The 18,295-nt window shown below is 43.0% G+C and carries 14 protein-coding genes; 6 read left to right on the top strand and 8 right to left on the bottom strand.

Annotation, left to right across the window (positions count from 1 at the left end; translation table 11 throughout):
• Nucleotides 1–50 precede the first annotated feature (50 nt).
• The 4 genes from CHA01nite_RS00130 to CHA01nite_RS00115 all read left to right on the top strand — a co-directional run bounded on the left by CHA01nite_RS00130 (nt 51) and on the right by CHA01nite_RS00115 (nt 4,869).
• Nucleotides 51–2,942 carry an AsmA-like C-terminal region-containing protein gene (locus CHA01nite_RS00130; RefSeq protein ID WP_146939191.1) on the top strand — a complete coding sequence of 964 codons (2,892 nt, stop codon included), beginning with the start codon at nt 51–53 and terminating at the stop codon, nt 2,940–2,942.
• 9 nt (nt 2,943–2,951) lie between these two features.
• Entirely contained in the window at nt 2,952–3,578 is a 627-nt protein-coding gene (locus CHA01nite_RS00125) for an alpha-ketoglutarate-dependent dioxygenase AlkB family protein (RefSeq protein ID WP_146939190.1), read from the top strand.
• A gap of 105 nt (nt 3,579–3,683) precedes the next feature.
• Nucleotides 3,684–3,902, top strand: coding sequence for a hypothetical protein (locus CHA01nite_RS00120; protein WP_146939189.1), 219 nt, complete (start codon nt 3,684–3,686; stop codon nt 3,900–3,902).
• A 739-nt stretch (nt 3,903–4,641) separates the two neighbouring features.
• Nucleotides 4,642–4,869 (top strand): glutathione synthase, encoded by a 228-nt coding sequence (locus tag CHA01nite_RS00115; protein ID WP_146939188.1) that lies wholly within the window; start codon nt 4,642–4,644, stop codon nt 4,867–4,869.
• Nucleotides 4,870–4,914: 45 nt separating this feature from the next.
• On the opposite strand, the gene CHA01nite_RS00110 is transcribed toward CHA01nite_RS00115, so the two are convergent.
• Nucleotides 4,915–5,703, bottom strand: a complete 789-nt coding sequence (locus tag CHA01nite_RS00110) for an SDR family oxidoreductase (protein WP_146939187.1) — start codon at nt 5,701–5,703, stop codon at nt 4,915–4,917.
• A gap of 516 nt (nt 5,704–6,219) precedes the next feature.
• Nucleotides 6,220–7,224 (bottom strand): SDR family oxidoreductase, encoded by a 1,005-nt coding sequence (locus CHA01nite_RS00105; protein WP_146939186.1) that lies wholly within the window; start codon nt 7,222–7,224, stop codon nt 6,220–6,222.
• 689 nt (nt 7,225–7,913) lie between these two features.
• On the opposite strand from CHA01nite_RS00105, the gene CHA01nite_RS00100 reads away from it, so the two are divergent.
• Nucleotides 7,914–8,231, top strand: a complete 318-nt coding sequence (locus tag CHA01nite_RS00100; RefSeq protein WP_146939185.1) for a hypothetical protein — start codon at nt 7,914–7,916, stop codon at nt 8,229–8,231.
• Nucleotides 8,232–8,816: 585 nt separating this feature from the next.
• Here CHA01nite_RS00100 and CHA01nite_RS00095 read toward each other — a convergent pair.
• Nucleotides 8,817–10,850 (bottom strand): PAS domain-containing sensor histidine kinase, encoded by a 2,034-nt coding sequence (locus CHA01nite_RS00095; RefSeq protein ID WP_146939184.1) that lies wholly within the window; start codon nt 10,848–10,850, stop codon nt 8,817–8,819.
• Nucleotides 10,851–11,315: 465 nt separating this feature from the next.
• On the opposite strand from CHA01nite_RS00095, the gene CHA01nite_RS00090 reads away from it, so the two are divergent.
• On the top strand, nt 11,316–11,720 hold the full coding sequence (locus tag CHA01nite_RS00090; protein ID WP_146939183.1) for a VOC family protein: 405 nt from the start codon (nt 11,316–11,318) through the stop codon (nt 11,718–11,720).
• Between the two features lie 322 nt (nt 11,721–12,042).
• Here the strand turns inward: CHA01nite_RS00090 and CHA01nite_RS00085 are convergent, their stop codons facing one another.
• The 5 genes from CHA01nite_RS00085 to CHA01nite_RS00065 form a co-directional block, all read right to left on the bottom strand.
• A complete protein-coding gene (locus tag CHA01nite_RS00085; RefSeq protein WP_228458300.1) occupies nt 12,043–13,107 on the bottom strand; it encodes a UDP-glucose--hexose-1-phosphate uridylyltransferase in 1,065 nt (354 codons plus the stop codon).
• Nucleotides 13,076–14,263, bottom strand: a complete 1,188-nt coding sequence (gene galK, locus CHA01nite_RS00080) for a galactokinase (protein ID WP_146939182.1) — start codon at nt 14,261–14,263, stop codon at nt 13,076–13,078. The genes CHA01nite_RS00085 and galK overlap by 32 nt, the downstream gene beginning before the upstream one ends.
• 80 nt (nt 14,264–14,343) lie before the next feature.
• Complete coding sequence (locus CHA01nite_RS00075; protein ID WP_146939181.1) at nt 14,344–15,327, bottom strand: Gfo/Idh/MocA family protein; 984 nt, start codon at nt 15,325–15,327, stop codon at nt 14,344–14,346.
• Between the two features lie 104 nt (nt 15,328–15,431).
• Entirely contained in the window at nt 15,432–16,421 is a 990-nt protein-coding gene (locus tag CHA01nite_RS00070) for a transketolase family protein (RefSeq protein WP_146939180.1), read from the bottom strand.
• 1,024 nt (nt 16,422–17,445) lie between these two features.
• Complete coding sequence (locus tag CHA01nite_RS00065) at nt 17,446–18,291, bottom strand: transketolase (RefSeq protein ID WP_146939179.1); 846 nt, start codon at nt 18,289–18,291, stop codon at nt 17,446–17,448.
• Nucleotides 18,292–18,295: the final 4 nt, after the last annotated feature.

The following is an 18,295-nucleotide window of genomic DNA, read 5'->3' as shown; positions in this document are numbered from 1 at the left end:
TGGCTTGATTTTAGATGGGTGTAGAATATTTATGCTAAAATTAAAGGATCATGGAACGGTTTAAAAAATTAACGCTGAAAATTCTGAAATGGGCCGGCATTTCTATTGCTTCTCTTCTTTTTCTGATGTTTATTATCCCCATCTTGTTTCCCGGGACCATTTCCGCACAGGTAAAAATCTTTGCCAACAAACACCTGGCAGGCAAGCTCGACTATAAAAAGACGCATCTTACTTTTTTCAGGCACTTTCCTTCCCTTACGGTTTCGGTGGATGATTTCCTGCTGAAAGGATCCAGACCTTTTGAAAACGACACCCTGCTGGCCGCACGGGAAGTATCGGTGGGCATCAACCTGAAAAACCTGATCTTCGACCGTCAGGTAAAAATCGATGAGATTTATGTAACCGACGCTTACGGAAATGTTTTCGTGAACAGCAAAGGAGAAGCGAATTACAATGTCTATGTTTCAAAACCCTCTTCCCAGCCAAAAGATACAACCGGTTCGGGCACTTCCGTAAAACTGGACCTGATTAAATTAAAAAACTGGAACATTACCTACCGGGACCATTCGGCAAAGGTTCTGGTAGATGCCAAAGGCCTGAACTATACCGGGAAAGGCGGACTCAGCGAAGATATTTTCGATCTGGAGACGGATCTGGATATCAGCAAACTGGATTTGAGCCTCAACAGGATTTATTATGCCCGGCAGAAAACCCTGCATGCCGATCTGATCACAAGAATCAATACCAACGCGCTGACCTTCGTATTAAGAAAAAATGAATTACGGATCAACGATCTGCCATTAAAATTCAATGGCTTCTTAAGTATTTTAAAAGACGGCTATAACCTGAACATCAATGCGGCTTCCGAAAAAACAACGATCCGTGACATGATTTCGGTACTGCCGCCGCAATATCTGGATTGGGCAAAGGATACCAGGATTGAAGGAAACAGCGATCTCTTTTTCAGCCTGAAAGGAAGATTCAGCGAGCAGAGAAACCTGAAGCCCAGATTACAGGCAAGGCTGCTGGTAAGCGACGGATTTATTTCCAACGGCAAAGCGCCGGTACCCATGAAAAATTTCAATATGAACCTGAATGTGGACCTGCCTGACCTCGACACGGATCAGCTCGGCATCCATTTTAAGACGCTCGGATTCGATCTGGGGCCTAACAATAATTTCAGAGCGGTGGTAAAGACAAAAGGGCTGGAAGAAATGCAGATTGATGCCAAAATAAAAGGCGCAGTAGATCTTTACACCCTGAATCAGGCATTAGGATTAAAAAATATAGAGGTCCGCGGTCTTCTGAACACGGATATTAAAGCCAACGGGATTTTCAGCCTGGACAAAAAGCTTTTCCCGAAGACCAACGGAAGCCTTAATTTGAAGAACGGCTGGCTGAAAACCCAATATTATCCGAACCCGATCAAGAATATCAATATTGCTGCGAATATCATCAATACCGACGGAACTTTCAGGAGCCTGGGCATAAAGCTCAATCCTTTTCAGTTTGATTTCGAGGGCAACCCGGTTTTCGTCAATGCTGATCTACAGAATTTTGAAGATGTCCTGTATAAGGTAAGGGCAAAAGGCGTCCTGAATGTCGGAAGGATTTACCGGGTCTTTGCAAAGAAGGGACTCGATGTCAGCGGGCTGATCATGGCCGATCTTTCCCTGAACGGACGGCAGAGCTACGCGACAACGGGACAATACAGCAAGCTCGATAACAAGGGAACTTTAATCCTGAAAAATATTAAAGCCACCACCGCCTACCTTCCCAAATCATTTTATATAAAAGAAGGGAACTTCCGGTTTGAAAATGAAAAAATGTGGTTTCAGAAGTTTTTTGCCACCTATGGAAAATCCGATTTTGCTTTGAACGGTTACCTGCTCAATACGATCAATTATTTTATTGAACGCCAGGGAACCCTTCACGGGAAGTTCGGGCTGAACTCGAATTACATCCTGATCGATGAATTTATGGCTCTGAAAAAAGGGGATAACAAAGATCAGTCGATTGATGTGGAATATGCCAAAGTAGAAAATCCTAAAAGCAGCGGTGTGGTGATGATTCCTAAAAACCTCGATGTTGCCCTGGGCGTCAATGCCAGAAAAGTGGAATTTAAAGGGTTAGGCTTAAACCATGTAAAAGGAACCGCCTCCGTGCAAAAAGGAATGGTCTACCTGAAGAATACTTCATTTGACATCATAGGAAGCCGGATGGGTATTGATGCCCGGTACCAGAATGAATCCCCGCTCACCGCGAATTATGATGTTGCCCTGAAAGTGCTGGATTTTGACGTTCAGCGTGCTTACAAGGAAATCGATATGGTAAGGGAAATGGCAACCGCAGCCAAAAACGTAAAAGGCATCGTATCGATAGACTATAAACTGAAAGGTGATCTTGATAAAAATATGAAGCCGATCTATCCTTCCCTTGAGGGCGGCGGCATCGTCAATCTCCGGGATGTGGAAGTGAAAAATTTAAAAATGCTTTCGGCCGTCGGCGACAATATCGGAGCAAGGGCTTTCAATGATCCGGATATGAAAGGGGTGAATATCGAGACCCATATTAAAAATAATCTGATCCACGTAGACAAATTTACGTTTAAAGTTTCTATCTTAAGGCCCACAATCAGCGGTACGACAAGTTTCAACGGCCTGCTCGACCTGAGGATCCGGGTGGGCATCCTTCCCGGCGGAATTATCGGCTTCCCGGTGGTGGTAACCGGTACCCATGAACATCCGAAAGTGAAAATTTTCAGCAAAAAAGGCCAGGGCATTCTCGAGGCGCTCTACAACAGGAAAACCAATAAAGTCATCCGCCAGGAGCGCCGCGCCGAGAAAAAAACGAAACGGCAGCAAAGGAAGGAAAAAAGAGCACAGGAACAGAAAGCAAAAGAAGCGGAACAGCAAGTTAATAAAGATCTTAAAGAAAAATAATTAGGTTACGTGAGTCAGTTAAGTTTATTTGATGAAGATGAATACTACCGGTTTCCGGAAGAATTGCTGGACTATACCGGAAATTTTCTCCCGCAGGCCGCAGCATCCAGGCTTGAGGAAAAGCTGCTGAAGGATACGCCCTGGAAACAGTCTACACAGAAAATATATAATAAAACGGTGATCACCCCTCGTCTGACAGCCTGGTATGGTGACGAAAGCAAAAATTATCATCTGGAAGGAAACGAATTCGGTGTCAACCAATGGTCACCGGAGCTGCTGAACCTGAAACTTAAAATCGAAAAACATTCCGGATACAAGTTCAATTCCGTTCTGCTGAATCTTTACCGCGACGGCAATGATTCGGTAGCCTGGCACCGTGATAAAGACAGTGAGCTGGGCGACCGGCCGGTGATTGCTTCCGTAAGCCTTGGGCAGGTACGGAATTTCGATTTCCGGAATGTTGAAAACCATCAGCTGAAACACAGCCTGGCCCTGAAACACGGTTCATTGCTCATCATGAAGGGTGACCTGCAGGTACATTGGGAACACCGCATCGCAAAATCCACAAAACCGATGAAACCCAGAATTAATCTTACTTTTCGCCTTATCAGGGAATTGTCAGTACCGGAATCATAGATCTGGCTATTAAATTTCATCATAATTAAAAAATAATATAAATTTTAACAAAATTTGGCAGACTAATTGCCTATATGAATTTGAAACGATTAAAAAACAGCAGCTATGAACATTTCATATTACGATTTTAAAAATATGCCAAACCAGGAGCAATGCAGTTTTGTAATGAATGAGGGACGAGTCATGAATGAAAGGATGGTGAAAACAACGAAATACATTCTTTATGAAGTTTCGCATTTTTCCGTTGAGGTTATCTATAATACGGTAAATAATAAAATTGAAGGCATCAACGTCTATCAGAACCGCGGGGCCTATGCTATCTAATAAGTCACTACTTTCGTTATAAATGTAGGAATGGTTTTGTAAGCCATTCCTTTTTTATTTTTCCGATTGTTTTTGCAGCAGATGAACCCGCCAGGTTTATTGTATACCAGTTCCCCGATTCTGAGAACAGCCGCATACTACTGATCCTAAATCTTGAAGACAGAGCAAAAGATCAGACTAAACTTCATCAGAAGAGGTCGGTTGAAAAAAACGATAAGCTGATAAGGGATCAGTTACAAAAGTTGGGAGAGAAAATTTTAAACGCTATCGAAGTTAAGAACAGATTACATTAAAAGCGCAGATTTCTCGTTCACAAAGGTCTTCGACGAGCTCAGCATGATACATTACCTTCAGCAATTGATCATTGTGAATATTATTCCGAAATTATAAATTCCGGAAATGACGATATCGTTTAGTGGAATAAGATGAAAGTCGCTTTTATCTTTCCAATTAATAAACCTTTTTCACTATTACCCAACTTTTGAGCTTGACCCGTTTCCTTTCCTGATTTTTATAGTCCGTTACAAAACAAAAAATCCTCAGAAAGAATCTGAGGATAAAAACTAATAACCATGAAAACTCAAATTAAACATGAGTTACATAACTACATTAAAATATTGTGCCATTTAAATTTTAAAGTTAAAATTTTAAGTTTATTTAAGAGTTTTTAAGAAAAAATAAGAAAATTCTCTTTGGCACGGTTTATTCTCTATCTCGAACAACATAAAAAATAACAATCATGGCACATAAAATTTTCAGCAGGGAGGATTTCAGGAAAGATGAAACCGGAATATATATTCTTGAAGTCCCTAAAGAAATCGTAGGTATCGGCGCCAATCTGATCATCGAAAGACAGACCGCAGACGGAACGTATGAAATTGTACAGGCCGATATGCATCGGCACAACGAAAGCATCCTGATTAAATGGAGCGAGCCCTTTAATGGCAGATTGCTTTATGACGAATAAAATTACAAAGACTGTCTATCCGGACAGTCTTTGTAATTTAAGGCTCTAATACGTATTATTCAGGCCGCCATCCAGCGGGATGCTCGTTCCGGTAAGGTAAGCGGCATAATCCGAAGCCAGGAAGGCCACCAAATGGCCATACTCTTCCGGTCTACCCAAGCGCTTCATCGGAATTTTTTCTTCTTTTTTCTTTTTGATTTCTTCAGCAGAAACACCTGTTTCTTTGGCTTCATGGTCAATGAGATCCTTAATCCTGTTGGTATCAAAGGATCCTGTCAGGATGTTATTGATGGTGACCTGATACTGGGCGACTTCAGTAGCCAAAGTTTTCGACCAGGCGATCACTGCCGAACGAATGGAGTTGGAAAGTGCCAGATTAGGAATAGGCTCTTTAACCGATAGGGAGGAGACATTGATAATCCGGCCTCTCCCCTTTTTAATCATGTAAGGCAGTGCCAGGTTCGTGGTTTCACAAACGGTCTGGAAAAGCAGGTTAAAAGCCGATTGGTAATCTTCCGTACTTTTTTCTGATGCCAATCCCGGATTCGGGCCATTGGTATTGTTGACGAGAATATCGACGTCATGATCCCGGAAATAGCCCTTAATAATTTTTTGAAAGCTTTCAAAATCTGAAAAATCAGCTACCAGGTACCCATGTTTCTGACCGTCGGTTATAACAGGAAGCGAAAGTACGAAATCCTTCAGTTTTTCTTCATTACGTGCCATGACGGTAACGTTGGCCCCGCACCGGGCCAGCTCCGTGGCAATGCCGGCTCCTATTCCCTGGGTAGCAGCACCGACCAAGGCGTTCTTTGAATTTAAATGGATATTCATGTATTTTGGTGTTAATATGTTGTACAAATGTATTATTAATTTAATCGTGCGGATTGATGGATCAATGATTTTTTACAATAGAGAGATTGGGTGGTTAAGCACAAAGTCTGCGAAGATTTTTTAACTATTAAATGTTTTTAAATTTGAAGGCGTCTGACTTCGTCGAATCTTTGATTTCACTTCGTTAAGATCGCAAGAATTTTCGATGAATAGTTTTTATAATATGGTCCGGCAGCCTGTCAAAACCCTGCTGATTGCATAACCTCTTTTGAACATGAAGCTCACAAAGATATTTTTTACGAATACTTCTTTTTAATTTTCACAGAGTTACTTCAACACACTAATTGAAGGTTTCTTAGCTATATAAATCGTAGAATTTGAATTTTTAAAAAATTTAATACTAGTTAATGGCAACAGATCTTATAAAGCTTTCTGACGAATCTCTATTTAATTATAAAATCCAACAGAAAAAGATGTCCGGCGAGCGGACAGCTTTTTTTGTCTGATGGTCATTTTTTATGGCTGGCCGCTTCCTCCTGCTGCACCGTAGATATGCCCTGTAGTGAAGCTGGCGCTGTTATCGGCTAGTTGTACGAATATGGATGCCAGTTCGGCAGGTTGTCCCGGCCTCCCCAGCGGTGTTTCTTCACCAAATTTCTCGATATTTTCCTGGGTCTGTCCACCACTTACTTCCAGGGCGGTCCATACCGGTCCCGGTGCTACGCCGTTCACCCGGATGCCTTTCGGCCCCAGCTGCTTGGCCAGCGACTTTACATAGCTGGTGGTTGCCGCTTTGGTCTGGGCATAATCATACAGGTTTTCCGACGGGTCGTAAGCCTGGACGGAAGATAGCCCGATGATCGACGAGCCGGGTTTCAGGTGCGGTAAAGCTGCTTTGATAATCCAGAACGGTGCGTAGATGTTGGTTTTCATTGTCCTTTCAAATTCTTCGGTGCTGATGTCGAGAATAGATTCGTGGGTTTTCTGATGTCCTGCATTGTTCACCAGGGTGTCAAGCCCGCCCAGTTCCTGAACCGCCCGGGCAACCAATGTTTTACAGAATTCCTCCGTCCTGATATCTCCCGGGATAGCCACGGCTTTACGGCCGGCCTGACGGATCAGTGCAACAACTTCTTTAGCATCCGGTTCTTCTTCCGGAAGATAGTTGATGGCCACATCGGCTCCTTCTCTGGCATAAGCAATAGCCGCTGCCCTTCCTATTCCGGAATCTCCTCCGGTAATCAGCGCTTTTCTTCCCATCAGCCTGCCTGATCCCACATAGGTTTTTTCACCATGATCCGGAATGGGATCCATTTTGCCGGCCAGTCCCGGAAACGGCTGAAACTGTCTTTTAAAAGGAGGTCTCGGATATTTGGTCGTCGGGTCCGTAAGATCCGGCCCCATCGCAGGATTCGTCTTTTTGTTCTGGGATTGTGCAAAGGCTGCCGGTGCTACAGCTGCTACTGCAATTGTTGTTGCAATTTTCCCCAATGCATTTCTTCTTGTGATTTGCTTTTCCATTATTTTATATTTTGTGTGATTGGTATTCAGAATAAATTTCTGCTCCGTCGCAGGAATAACGGTGTTATTTCTGCAAGTATGGGACCATCCGCAAAAAAATCTGTTTTATATAAAAAATTATGATATTTAAATTTAATGGATACGCCTGATCAAAGAATAAAGATTCAGCGACTGTCAGATATTAATTTAATATGCAAACACAGATTTTGCAGACTGCGCAGATTTATTTGTATCAATCATTGGCTTCTGATCCCTTGTTCTTTCAGGTTGATTTAAAGGAATTTTAGTCAGTATAAATTACCAGTCAGAATATGATTTTATTTTCATCATAAAAAACCTGAAGATTTACGAATGAAGAGATGGCGTAGCGTATGCATCGAGGAAAGATGAATAGGCTTGATCGTTAGGTTAGAATTTTAAATAAGAACGCTCCCAGATAGAATGACAAAAGATTTGCTTTGATCCTGTTTTGACAGAAGAAATTTCCGGCATCCGGCTTCCCTTTTCCAACCTGTTAATCCAAATTCTTTTTCGGGTTCACGTTGAATAGTTCCTTGGAGCTCTGGAAATACCTTTATTTTTAACTTTTGCTGAAAAAATCCGGCTTATTAATTTTTAAATACATACCACACAACCGGCCACCGGCTTTGCTTGGCAGATTATTTGTTTGGGTAATGAAAATTGTTGTTATGAATACTAAAATAAAAGTAGCCTTAGGCTTAATCGCAGGCGGTTCTCTGATTTATTTCGGATTGAAAAAGAAAAAGGGAGAAACGAAAACATTTACTGCACCGGACGGAAATACCTATGGTGAAAATCAGCTTTACCGTACGTTTGACAATAAGACGTACAAAAACGGAAAGGAAGTCCATTTCAACATTCCTGAATCACAGGGTAAAATCAATGTATCCAACCATTACGAGCCGAATACTGAAAAACTGAATAAGAACTACCAGGCAGCAAATCAGGGGGTGAACTACCATCAGAAAGGGGTTAGGCATCGTTGATTATTCTACCATAAAAAATCTCCGCTTATAAATGATTTATAAGCGGAGATTTTTTGTGTCCTGTTTTTTAAAATTTAAAGAACAGTGAAATGTTTTATTTCAGATTAATTTAACTTGAATTCAACCGTATCGACATCATATCCAACCGATTAATTAACTCAGAAATAAAATCAGAATGATTCGGTCGGGATTTTGGATACCACTTATCTTGGTAGAACAAGGAAACGGTTCATGTTTCCGACAGGATTTTATCCTATCCTGTACCAAGCCGGCCCTTCAGGACTTTAAAACGATATTAATCCGTCTCTGAATGAAAAATAACCGAAACCGGTTATTGAGGATTACATAAAAAATTTTCTGATAACCTATTCGGTTTGATGATCAGGACCTTTCATCATGTATTTGACAAGAGAAACTTCCGGCACCCTTCTCCCACCCGCTTAATCAAGGTTCTTCTTCGGGTTCACGTTAATTTAGGAACCGGGAACCATATTGTTTTCCTCCCGTAATTATTAATTGACAAAAGTTAAGAGAAAGCCCAGGCTTCGATCAGTTTTAAATATTATCTTCGATCAGTTTTAAATATTATTCTGTCATCACCTGACCCTTACCGGATTTCTTCCTCGGAAGGGTAAACCAGAATGTGCTTCCCTCGCCCATCTTACTGATTACACCTATTTTTCCGGAATGCTTTTTAATAATCTCCGAGCAGATATAAAGTCCCAGCCCGAGCCCGGAATAGGATTTTCCGATATGCTCCGCTCGGTAATAGCGGTCGAAAAGATGCGGAATAACCGCTTCCGGAATTCCCTGTCCGAAATCACGTACCGAAACTCTTATACAGTCGGGTTCAGCTTCTGTAAAAAGGTGTATCTCATTCGAGCCTTTGGCATATTTTACGGCATTATTAAGGAGATTGATCACCACCTGTTCGATCCTATGTTCGTCAGCATAAATTTCCAGCGACTTGTCACCTGATACCGAAACCTGATTCTTTCCTTCCAGCAGGATATGGTGACAGCTTTTGTCCAGCATTTCATAAAGATTGAAATGGTGGTATTCCAGCATCAGCTGATCCTGGCCCAGCCGGCTCATGTTCAGCAAATCATCGATGAGTACACACATCTTTTCAATGCCTTTGTCGGACTGCTCGATCAGCCGGATATGCGTCTGGGAATACGGTTTTTCCTTAATCCGGTTCAGCAGCTGTATAGATGCCCTTACTGCGGTAAGCGGGGTTTTCAGCTCATGACTGGCGACACTCAGGAAATCATCTTTACGCTGCTCGGCCAGTTTCTTATCGGTAACATCGGCATTCATCCCTACCATCCGGTCGGCTACTCCGTCTTTGTTGAATCTCGGCATTCCGTGGGCCTGAATCCAGTGGATGGAACCGTCTTTCCATTTTACCGGATATTCCGCCTTATATACTTCATTGTTTTTAATGGAATCTTTCACCAGGTCTTTAATACGCCTCCGGTATTCCGGCAGGATCGACTGGTACAGGTCCAAATAAGTAAATTCATCTTCCGTCCGGTAGCCGTAATTGTATTTAAACTGATTGGTACTGTCCATTCTTCCGGTTGAAAGGTTGATTTCCGTAGAACCCAACCGGCTGGCATCCAGCGCAATTTCCAACCGGTTTTTAATTTCAACGATGGACTCACGGGCCTGTACCTGTTCGGTAACATCAGTGGCAACCACCAGAATAGAAACGGTTTCATTATTTTCATCTAAAATAGGCTGATATACAAAATTAAGGTAGCATTCCGTCAGTTCGCTGCTTCTCTCCAGCATGATTTTTAATTCTTTGCCGAAATAAGGCTTTCCGGTAGCGTATACTTCTTCAAGAATACCGATAAAAGGCTGATTCTTCAGTTCGGGAAGTGCTTCGGATAAGGGCATCCCTACCACCGACCGGTCTTTATTCCAGATCCGGAGTGCTTTATCATTTACGATATCCACTTCAAAGTTTTCTCCCTGTAATGAAGCCATAGCAACGGGCGATTTCTCAACCAGTGTTTTAAACCGTTTTTCATTTTCCGCCAGGGTATGGTTGGCTGTCAGCAATTCTTTTTTTATTCTTAAAAGTTCACTATTGGCATTAAAAAGTTCTTCATGTTTGGAAATAAGGTCTTCGTTTGTAACATGGTATTCGGCATTAAGTGCCGACAGGTCATCAATAAGCTTCTGCTCCGACCTGGATTTTTCCTCTACCATTTTCAGAGCTTCTCTCCGTTCGGTAACTTCAGAGGCTGTATGCAGGATATATTTTGTTTTTCCGTCAGGACCTAAAATCGCCCTGTATTCGAAATCAAAATAAAACTGTTCCGGAAAACCATTGGTCAGCAGGACGGCAGGATAATCTTTGGCAATAAAGGTTTCTCCGGACAGCCAGACCTTTCTCAGAATTTCAAAAAAAGGCTGCCCATCCAGTTCAGGCAAAGCAGAACAGAAATCCCTTCCGATAATTTCCCGGCTTTTCCCCCAGAATTTAAGCATGGCTTCATTGGCGCTCAAGATCTTTACATCCTCGTCTTGATATACCGCGGTCGCATTAGGAGAATAAAATAAGACAGACAGGAGTTCGCCTGCGTGAATCTGATCAGGGAAATTCATATTTATTTAGATTAATCAAAGATAACCATAAAAATATCATACCACACTTCGTTACGATAGATTTTAATCTTTTTAATTATAGCCTTATTGAAACCGAAGGATACATCAGGTAATAGCTGGGAAAAGGAAACCGGATGCCGGAAATTCTTTTGTCAAAATACAATCAGAAGGTGTTGCTGATCAGGCGAAATATTTGTCATTCTATCAAAGAGAATTCTCTTAAAAAAAACCTGACTGAATTAACCTGATTTTTTTTACTAAACAGCTAAATTTAAATTAAATACGGTCGAATTCACGTTATTTTAACAGAAGACCAAACCGAATTCCGGCTGGATGTAGTTGAATACCGTTCAAGTTACCATACAGTAAAAAATGATTAACAGGTGTAGCAAAACAAACCTCTACTGACACCCCCTTGTCACGGGACCTGCTTATCTTTGGTGCATAATTTTAAAAATCAGAAAAATGAAATTAACTTCCCTGCGTATTATTACGGCTGATGCCAGCAGCCTGGCCGGTTTTTATGAAAAAGTAACGGGCCTTGAGGCGATACGGTATACCGAAGATTTTGCAGAAATAAAGACACCGGTGGCCACTCTCGCGATCGGGAGCACCCGTACCCTGCAGTTATTCGGTGGTGAGGACATTGCAGAAGCTGCTGCGAACCGAACGGCTATTATCGAGTTTTTAGTGGATGATGTGGATGAAGTGTCTGACCGGCTGAAAAACGACGCATCCATTCCGGTAGTTCAGGAACCCACCACGATGCCCTGGGGAAACCGGTCGCTTCTTGTCAGGGATCCCGACGGTAACCTGGTGAATTTCTTTACGCCGGTCTCTAAGGAAGCGGTGGAGAAATTCGGAGCGTAATTTTTTAGAATTAGAAATCAGATGATTTGGCTGGGAGATGGAAGCTTTTTTCACTCACATTCCATAGCCTTAAGGTACCCATCTACTATCTGGCTTCAGATACGCTAAAACCATTAAGAGCTGATAAGATATTTAGGAAAACTGAGGATCAGATTTGCTTAAGCTTCACGCTAAATAAAAATCCTTGATTTTTCTTAATCACATTTTAATTCCTTCATCTCTCTTGGTGGTTAAAGCTGCGTTACCGTTCAAATTCATTTCAACGCATGACTGAATCTGACCTGAAAAAGGCTGCTTATCCTGTGATAGCAGCCTCTTTGTCTTATTTGCTTTTGTAATGGACAACCGGAAGGCTTTTCAGTACCCCGGCACTCTGTTCCGGGGTGATATCCCGTTGCGGCTCGGCCAGCATTTCGTAACCGACCATGAATTTCTTCACTTCTGCATTCCGCAGCAGCGGAGGATAAAAATGCATGTGGAAATGCCATTCCGGATGCGGTTTCCCATCGGTGGGCGACTGGTGGATCCCGGCTGAATAGGGAAATGAAATCTCAAAAAGATTATCATACTTAGTGGTTAAATCCTTAATCATCGAGGCCAGGGAAACCTTCCCGGCTTCGGAAAAATGCAGGATATTTTCAATTTTACGTTTGCTTACAATCATCGTCTCGTACGGCCAGACGGCCCAGAAAGGAACGACTGCTACAAAATCTTCATTTTCCAGAATAATCCTTTCCCCGGCCTCAAGTTCCTTTTTAACATAATCCTCCAACAGCGAAGTGCCGTTTTTTTCAAAGTATTTCTTCAGGTTTTCCTGGGTTTTTGAAATGATGGAAGGAATGGAAGACTGCGCCCAGATCTGGCCGTGCGGATGCGGGTTGCTGCAGCCCATCATCTGGCCTTTGTTCTCAAAAATCTGGACATGGTTGATGTAATCAAGACTTCCCAGTTCTTCATACTGCCTTTGCCAGACCTCAACAACGTTTTTTATAGCATCCGGTTCCATTTCAGGCAGTGTGAGGCTATGGTTGTCGGAAAAGCAGATCACCCGGTTGATTCCCCGTTCCGGCTGTAAAGTAAAGAAGCCCGAGGATTCTACGGAAGCGTCTACCTCCTCTTTCATCAGCGAACCGAAGTCGTTGTTAAAGACATAAACACCTTTGTATTCCGGATTCCTTTCACCATTGACGCGGACATTGCCCGGACACAGGTAGCAGTTTTCATCATGTGCCGGAAGGGATTCCTCCGTTTTCTCTTCGGTCTGACCCTGCCATGGCCGGTTGGCACGTTGCGGAGACACCAGGATCCATTCATCCAAAAGCGGATTGTATCTTCTGTGCGGATGCTGTTTCTGATTAAAGGATGTGTTCATTTCTACTGTATTCATTGATTCCGTCCGATATTTTTACCCGGTATACTTTCATTTCAATACCGAAAGCAGCTTTGTATTTTACTGATATACTTTCGATTACTTCATTTACATATTCATCCCTGATCAGGTTGATGCTGCATCCGCCGAAGCCGCCGCCCATCATTCTTGCTCCCGTAACACCGGTATGTTTTATTGTTTCCCCTACCATAAAATCAAGCTCTTCACAGCTTACCTCAAATTCCGTGGAAAGCCCGGTGTGGGTTTCGTTCAGAAGCTTACCCAGATATCCGGCATTGCCTTCCGATAAAGCTTTTGCAGCTTCTTCTACCCTTTTGATTTCCTTTAAAAGGTAAAAACATCTTTTGTAAGCAACCTCTCCCATTTCCGTTCTCGCTTCGTCCAGCATTTCAAAACTGAAATCCCTGAATTTGCTTGCGGAAGGGAACTTTTCCCACAATATTTTTTTTCCCAGGTCTACATCTTTCCGCCGGTTGTTGTAGCCGGAAGTAAGGTGCGTATGTTTCACGCAGCTGTCGAAAAGGACAAGGCTGTACCCTTTGAGATTGGCTTCAAAATACTGATGGTCCAGGGAATGACAGTCCAGCATCATCACCTGATGTTCCTTTCCAAAAACGGATGAAAACTGATCCATGATCCCGCAGTTTACGCCGACAAAGGTATGTTCGGATTTCTGACCGATGAGGGCCAGTTCCTTTTTGGTAAAATTCAGATTAAAAAGTTCATTCAGGATGTAGGCAAACCCGCATTCCAAAGCTGCTGAAGAAGACAGCCCCGAACCCATCGGGATGCTACTGCTGAAAGCAATCTGCAGGCCTCCGATCTCTTTGCCCGACTCCTGGATGGCGTTGAAAACCCCCAATAAATAATTAACCCACATCTGAGCAACCGGAACCTGTTTTTCGCTAACCTGAAAGCTGAAAGACTCGTTAAAATCTTTGGCATAAAAAGTACAGGTTCCGGAATCTTCCGTCTGCTTCACGGCAAAACAGATGTATTTGTCGATAGCCGCCGGCAGTACAAAACCATCGCTGTAATCCACGTGTTCACCGATGATGTTAATTCTTCCCGGAGCCAGGAAAAGACGTTCCGGTTCCGATTGGAATACCGACCGGAATGCTTCCGAAGTATCGTTGATTAATTGTTCCTGCATAAACCTGCTTTATATTTGGATGGAAAATTTAAGTTTTAAAATAAGGGCTAAAGGTAGCTATTTCTGAGCAATTGAAAGCGTCACATATCCGGAAATACGATTCCGGCAAGATCCCGTATTTTATCTAAAGTCTTCATCAGCAAAATACTGTAATCATGAGGAACCACCATAGTTTCAGCACTTCCTTCTAAAAGACAGCCGGTCGCATGCCGGGCTTCATACTGATAGCCCAAACCCTCTTCTTTCTCTGTCATGATAAAGTTCTTTTTTCCATCAGCCTCATGTTCCAGAACAGATGCTGAATCGTAGAAAGGTGCCGTTAATTTCAGCCGGCCCAGCGTTCCGCAGATTTCCACTTCCGTTTCCACATTTGCAGAAATTGACGAAAATAAGCTGGCCATCGCTCCACTGTTGTACTTAAAGACAACAGCGCATTGTTCGTCGATCCCCTGTTCCGTAGCATTGATGCTGACACTGATCTCATCCGGCTCTCCCAGAATGTCCAAAGCGGTGAACACGTTGTAAATCCCGATATCCATCAGCGAGCCGCCGCCCATTTCAGGATTTAACAGACGGGAATCCGGTTCCGCATTGGCCTGAAAACCGAAATTGGCACGGACCATTTTTATAGCTCCCAGCTTCCCGCTTCTGACCATTTCCAGCATTTTCTGATAATGGGGGAGAAACTTTGTCCACAAGGCATCCATCAGAAATATATTTTTCCGACGGGCCAGCGTTATCATTTCCGAAGCCTGTCGTGCATTCAGGGCAAACGGTTTTTCACAGAGCACGGCTTTTCCATGGTTCAGGCAAAGTAAAGTATTGGGATGATGGAGATGATTGGGCGTAGCAATATAAACAATGTCGATTTCGTTATGTGCTGCCAGTTCTTCATAGCTTCCGAAACTTAACGGAATATCAAATTCTCTGCAGAAAGCTTCCGCACTCTGCAGCGAACGGGAACCTGCTGCCGTCAGTTCGGCATTTTCCACCCGTTTCAGGTCCGATGCAAACTTATGCGCAATAGTTCCTGTTCCCAGAATGCCCCAACGTATTTTATCCATTCTTTTTTGATGAGTTGATAAACGATTTCACTTAATAAATTCATACCTCCTTTAATTGACAATAGGAAATCCCGGCATCCGGCATCCGGCTATCAATCCGAATTCTACTTCGAGCCTTCGTTGAAATTATGCTTAAAGCCTAATTTCCGTTTCATTACTTTTTTAGCGGCTTTTACGATATCGCCGGCCGTCAATCCATATTTTTCCATCAGCTGGTCAGGCGTTCCGCTTTCTCCGAAACTGTCGTTTACCGCAACATATTCCTGCGGTGCCAGGTGTTCGGTGATGAGAAGCTGTGCTACACTGTCTCCTAAGCCGCCTAACCGGTTGTGTTCTTCAGCAGTAACGATACAGCCTGTTTTTTTAACCGAATTAAGAATGGCTTCCGTATCCAGCGGCTTGATGGTGTGGATGTTGATGATTTCCGCATCAATCCCCTGCTCTTCCAGGATTTCTCCGGCTCTGATGGCTTCCCAAACCAGATGCCCTGTCGCCACAATCGTGACTTCTTTTCCTTCGTTCACCATCCAGGCTTTGCCGATTTCAAAAATCTGGTTTTCATCCGTAAAAACAGGAATCACCGGTCTTCCGAATCTCAGGTACACCGGACCGTCATAATCGGCAATCGCTATAGTAGCCGCTTTGGTCTGGTTGTAATCGCAGGTATTGATGACCGTCATTCCCGGGAGCATCTTCATCAGGCCGATATCTTCCAGGATCTGGTGGGTAGCCCCGTCTTCCCCTAAGGTAAGCCCGGCGTGAGAAGCACAGATTTTCACATTTTTCCCGGAATACGCCACCGACTGACGGATCTGGTCGTAAACGCGTCCCGTGGAAAAGTTGGCAAACGTTCCGGTGAACGGAATTTTACCTTCGATGGCCAGGCCTGCGGCCATTCCGATCATATTGGCTTCGGCAATGCCGACCTGGAAAAACCGTTCAGGTGCTTTCTCGATGAACTTTTCCATTTTCAGGGAACCGATGAGGTCGGCGCAAAGCGCCACGACTTCCTGGTTTTTATCGGCCAGTTCTGCCAGGCCGGCCCCGAAACCGCTCCGGGTATCTTTTTTTTCTGTGTAGGTATATTTTTTCATTGTTTAAATCTGTTGGTTGTTGTTGTTTTTTTTAACGCAAAGCCCGCTAAGGTTTTGTACTACTGACTGTTTTTTTAAGTTCGCAAAGAAGTAACTCAGCAAAGAAATTTCACAACGATTTCAAATTGTTTTGAGAACCGGCGTCATGCATAAGCCCACTGACATTAGCTTTGTTTTTATAAGACCTTTTTGAAATCATAAATATAAATCAGGCTTTCAAATTATTTAATAATCGACAAATCAGTTGGTTGTTGGTTTTTAACGCAAAGCCCGCTAAGGTTTTGTGCTACCGACTTTTTTAAGTTCGCAAAGGCGTAAACTCAGCAAAGGAATTTACCACTTGATAGCTTACCTTTTACAGGACTTTTTCTAAAATAATTAATACAAATCAGGCTTTCGAAATTGTTTAATAATCGTCCAATTTCTTGGTTGCTGTTGGTTTTTAACGCAAAGCCCGCTAAGGTTTTGTGCTACCGACTTTTTTAAGTTCGCAAATCAGCAAAGGACTTTAGACGTAATTGAATAAGAAAATTGCATTTAATGTTTTTTCTGTTTCTACCAGATTTTGAATCATTAATATTAAAACCTGTACAGGTCATCTCTACGAAGTTTTTTGATACTGAATTCTCTAAATCTATTATCAGTTTGATCCTATGGAGCATTTATTATTCTAAGCCTATTAAATTAAAGCCACAGCGTGGCGAACTGTTAATAGAAAAATTGATTCCAGAGCATCAAGCTCCGTAGGGGCGATCTGTAAAAAGTAAACATCAGAGCAAATTCACTTGTCCTTCGAAAAAAATATTTATCTTCTGATTTTTATTATAATCAATTTGTTTGGAACGGCGAATCTATCTCTTTTGATTTATTTTTCTATTTGAATCGATGAATTTCCTTCCCTGATTTCTCGCAGCCCGGCTTGAGTGGAGCTCTTTTTGCAGATTTTAGTGCTGGAAAATGCGTTGGCAAATTTGCAAAAAAGCGGGAACGGAAGACGCATTAAGCTGCCCATATCTTTATTCAATTAATAATCGCCCAGAGTTTCTTCCAGCTGGTCCAGTGCTTTGGCCAGTTGTTCGTCATTCGGGGCTTTTCCGTGCCAGGCGTGGCTTCCCATCATGTAATCGACTCCATAACCCATTCCTGTTTTTAATAAGATACCGATCGGCTGGCCTTTTCCGGCTGATAATTTCGCTTCATCCAGCACGTTCAGGATTTCTTCCATATCGTTTCCGTTTTCCACTTCCAGCACTTTCCAGCCAAAGGCTTCAAGTTTTGTCCTGAGATTGCCTAAAGAAAGTACTTTTGAAGTCGGGCCGTCAATCTGCTGACCGTTGTAATCTACGGTGGCAATCAGGTTATCTACCCTATTGTGGGCAGCATACATGATGGCTTCCCAGTTCTGCCCTTCCTGCAATTCGCCGTCGCCGTGAAGGCTGAAAACGAGATGCGGATCTTTGTTCAGTTTTTTCCCGGCTGCATGACCGATGGCTACCGACATCCCCTGCCCGAGCGAACCCGATGCAATACGGACTCCCGGAAGATGTTCATGGGTCGTCGGGTGGCCCTGAAGCCTGGAATTCAGCTTTCTGAAACTGGCCAGTTCCGATTTACCGAAATAGCCCGCGTGTGCCAGAACGCTGTAAAAAACCGGGGAAATATGGCCGTTTGAAAGATAAAAAACATCTTCCCCTTTTCCCGTCATATCAAAGCCTTCTTTTCTTTCCATCGCATCGAAATACAGAGCGACCAGAAAATCGGTACAGCCCAATGAGCCGCCGGGATGGCCCGACTGGCAGGCATGGACCATTCTTACAATATCCCTCCGGACCTGCGAAGCGATGTCTTTTAATTTTGAAATATCGTGCATCCTG

This window comes from Chryseobacterium hagamense, from assembly GCF_007991455.1.
In the GTDB taxonomy this organism is placed as follows: domain Bacteria; phylum Bacteroidota; class Bacteroidia; order Flavobacteriales; family Weeksellaceae; genus Chryseobacterium; species Chryseobacterium hagamense.
This window is presented reverse-complemented; position numbering and strand designations above follow the sequence as displayed.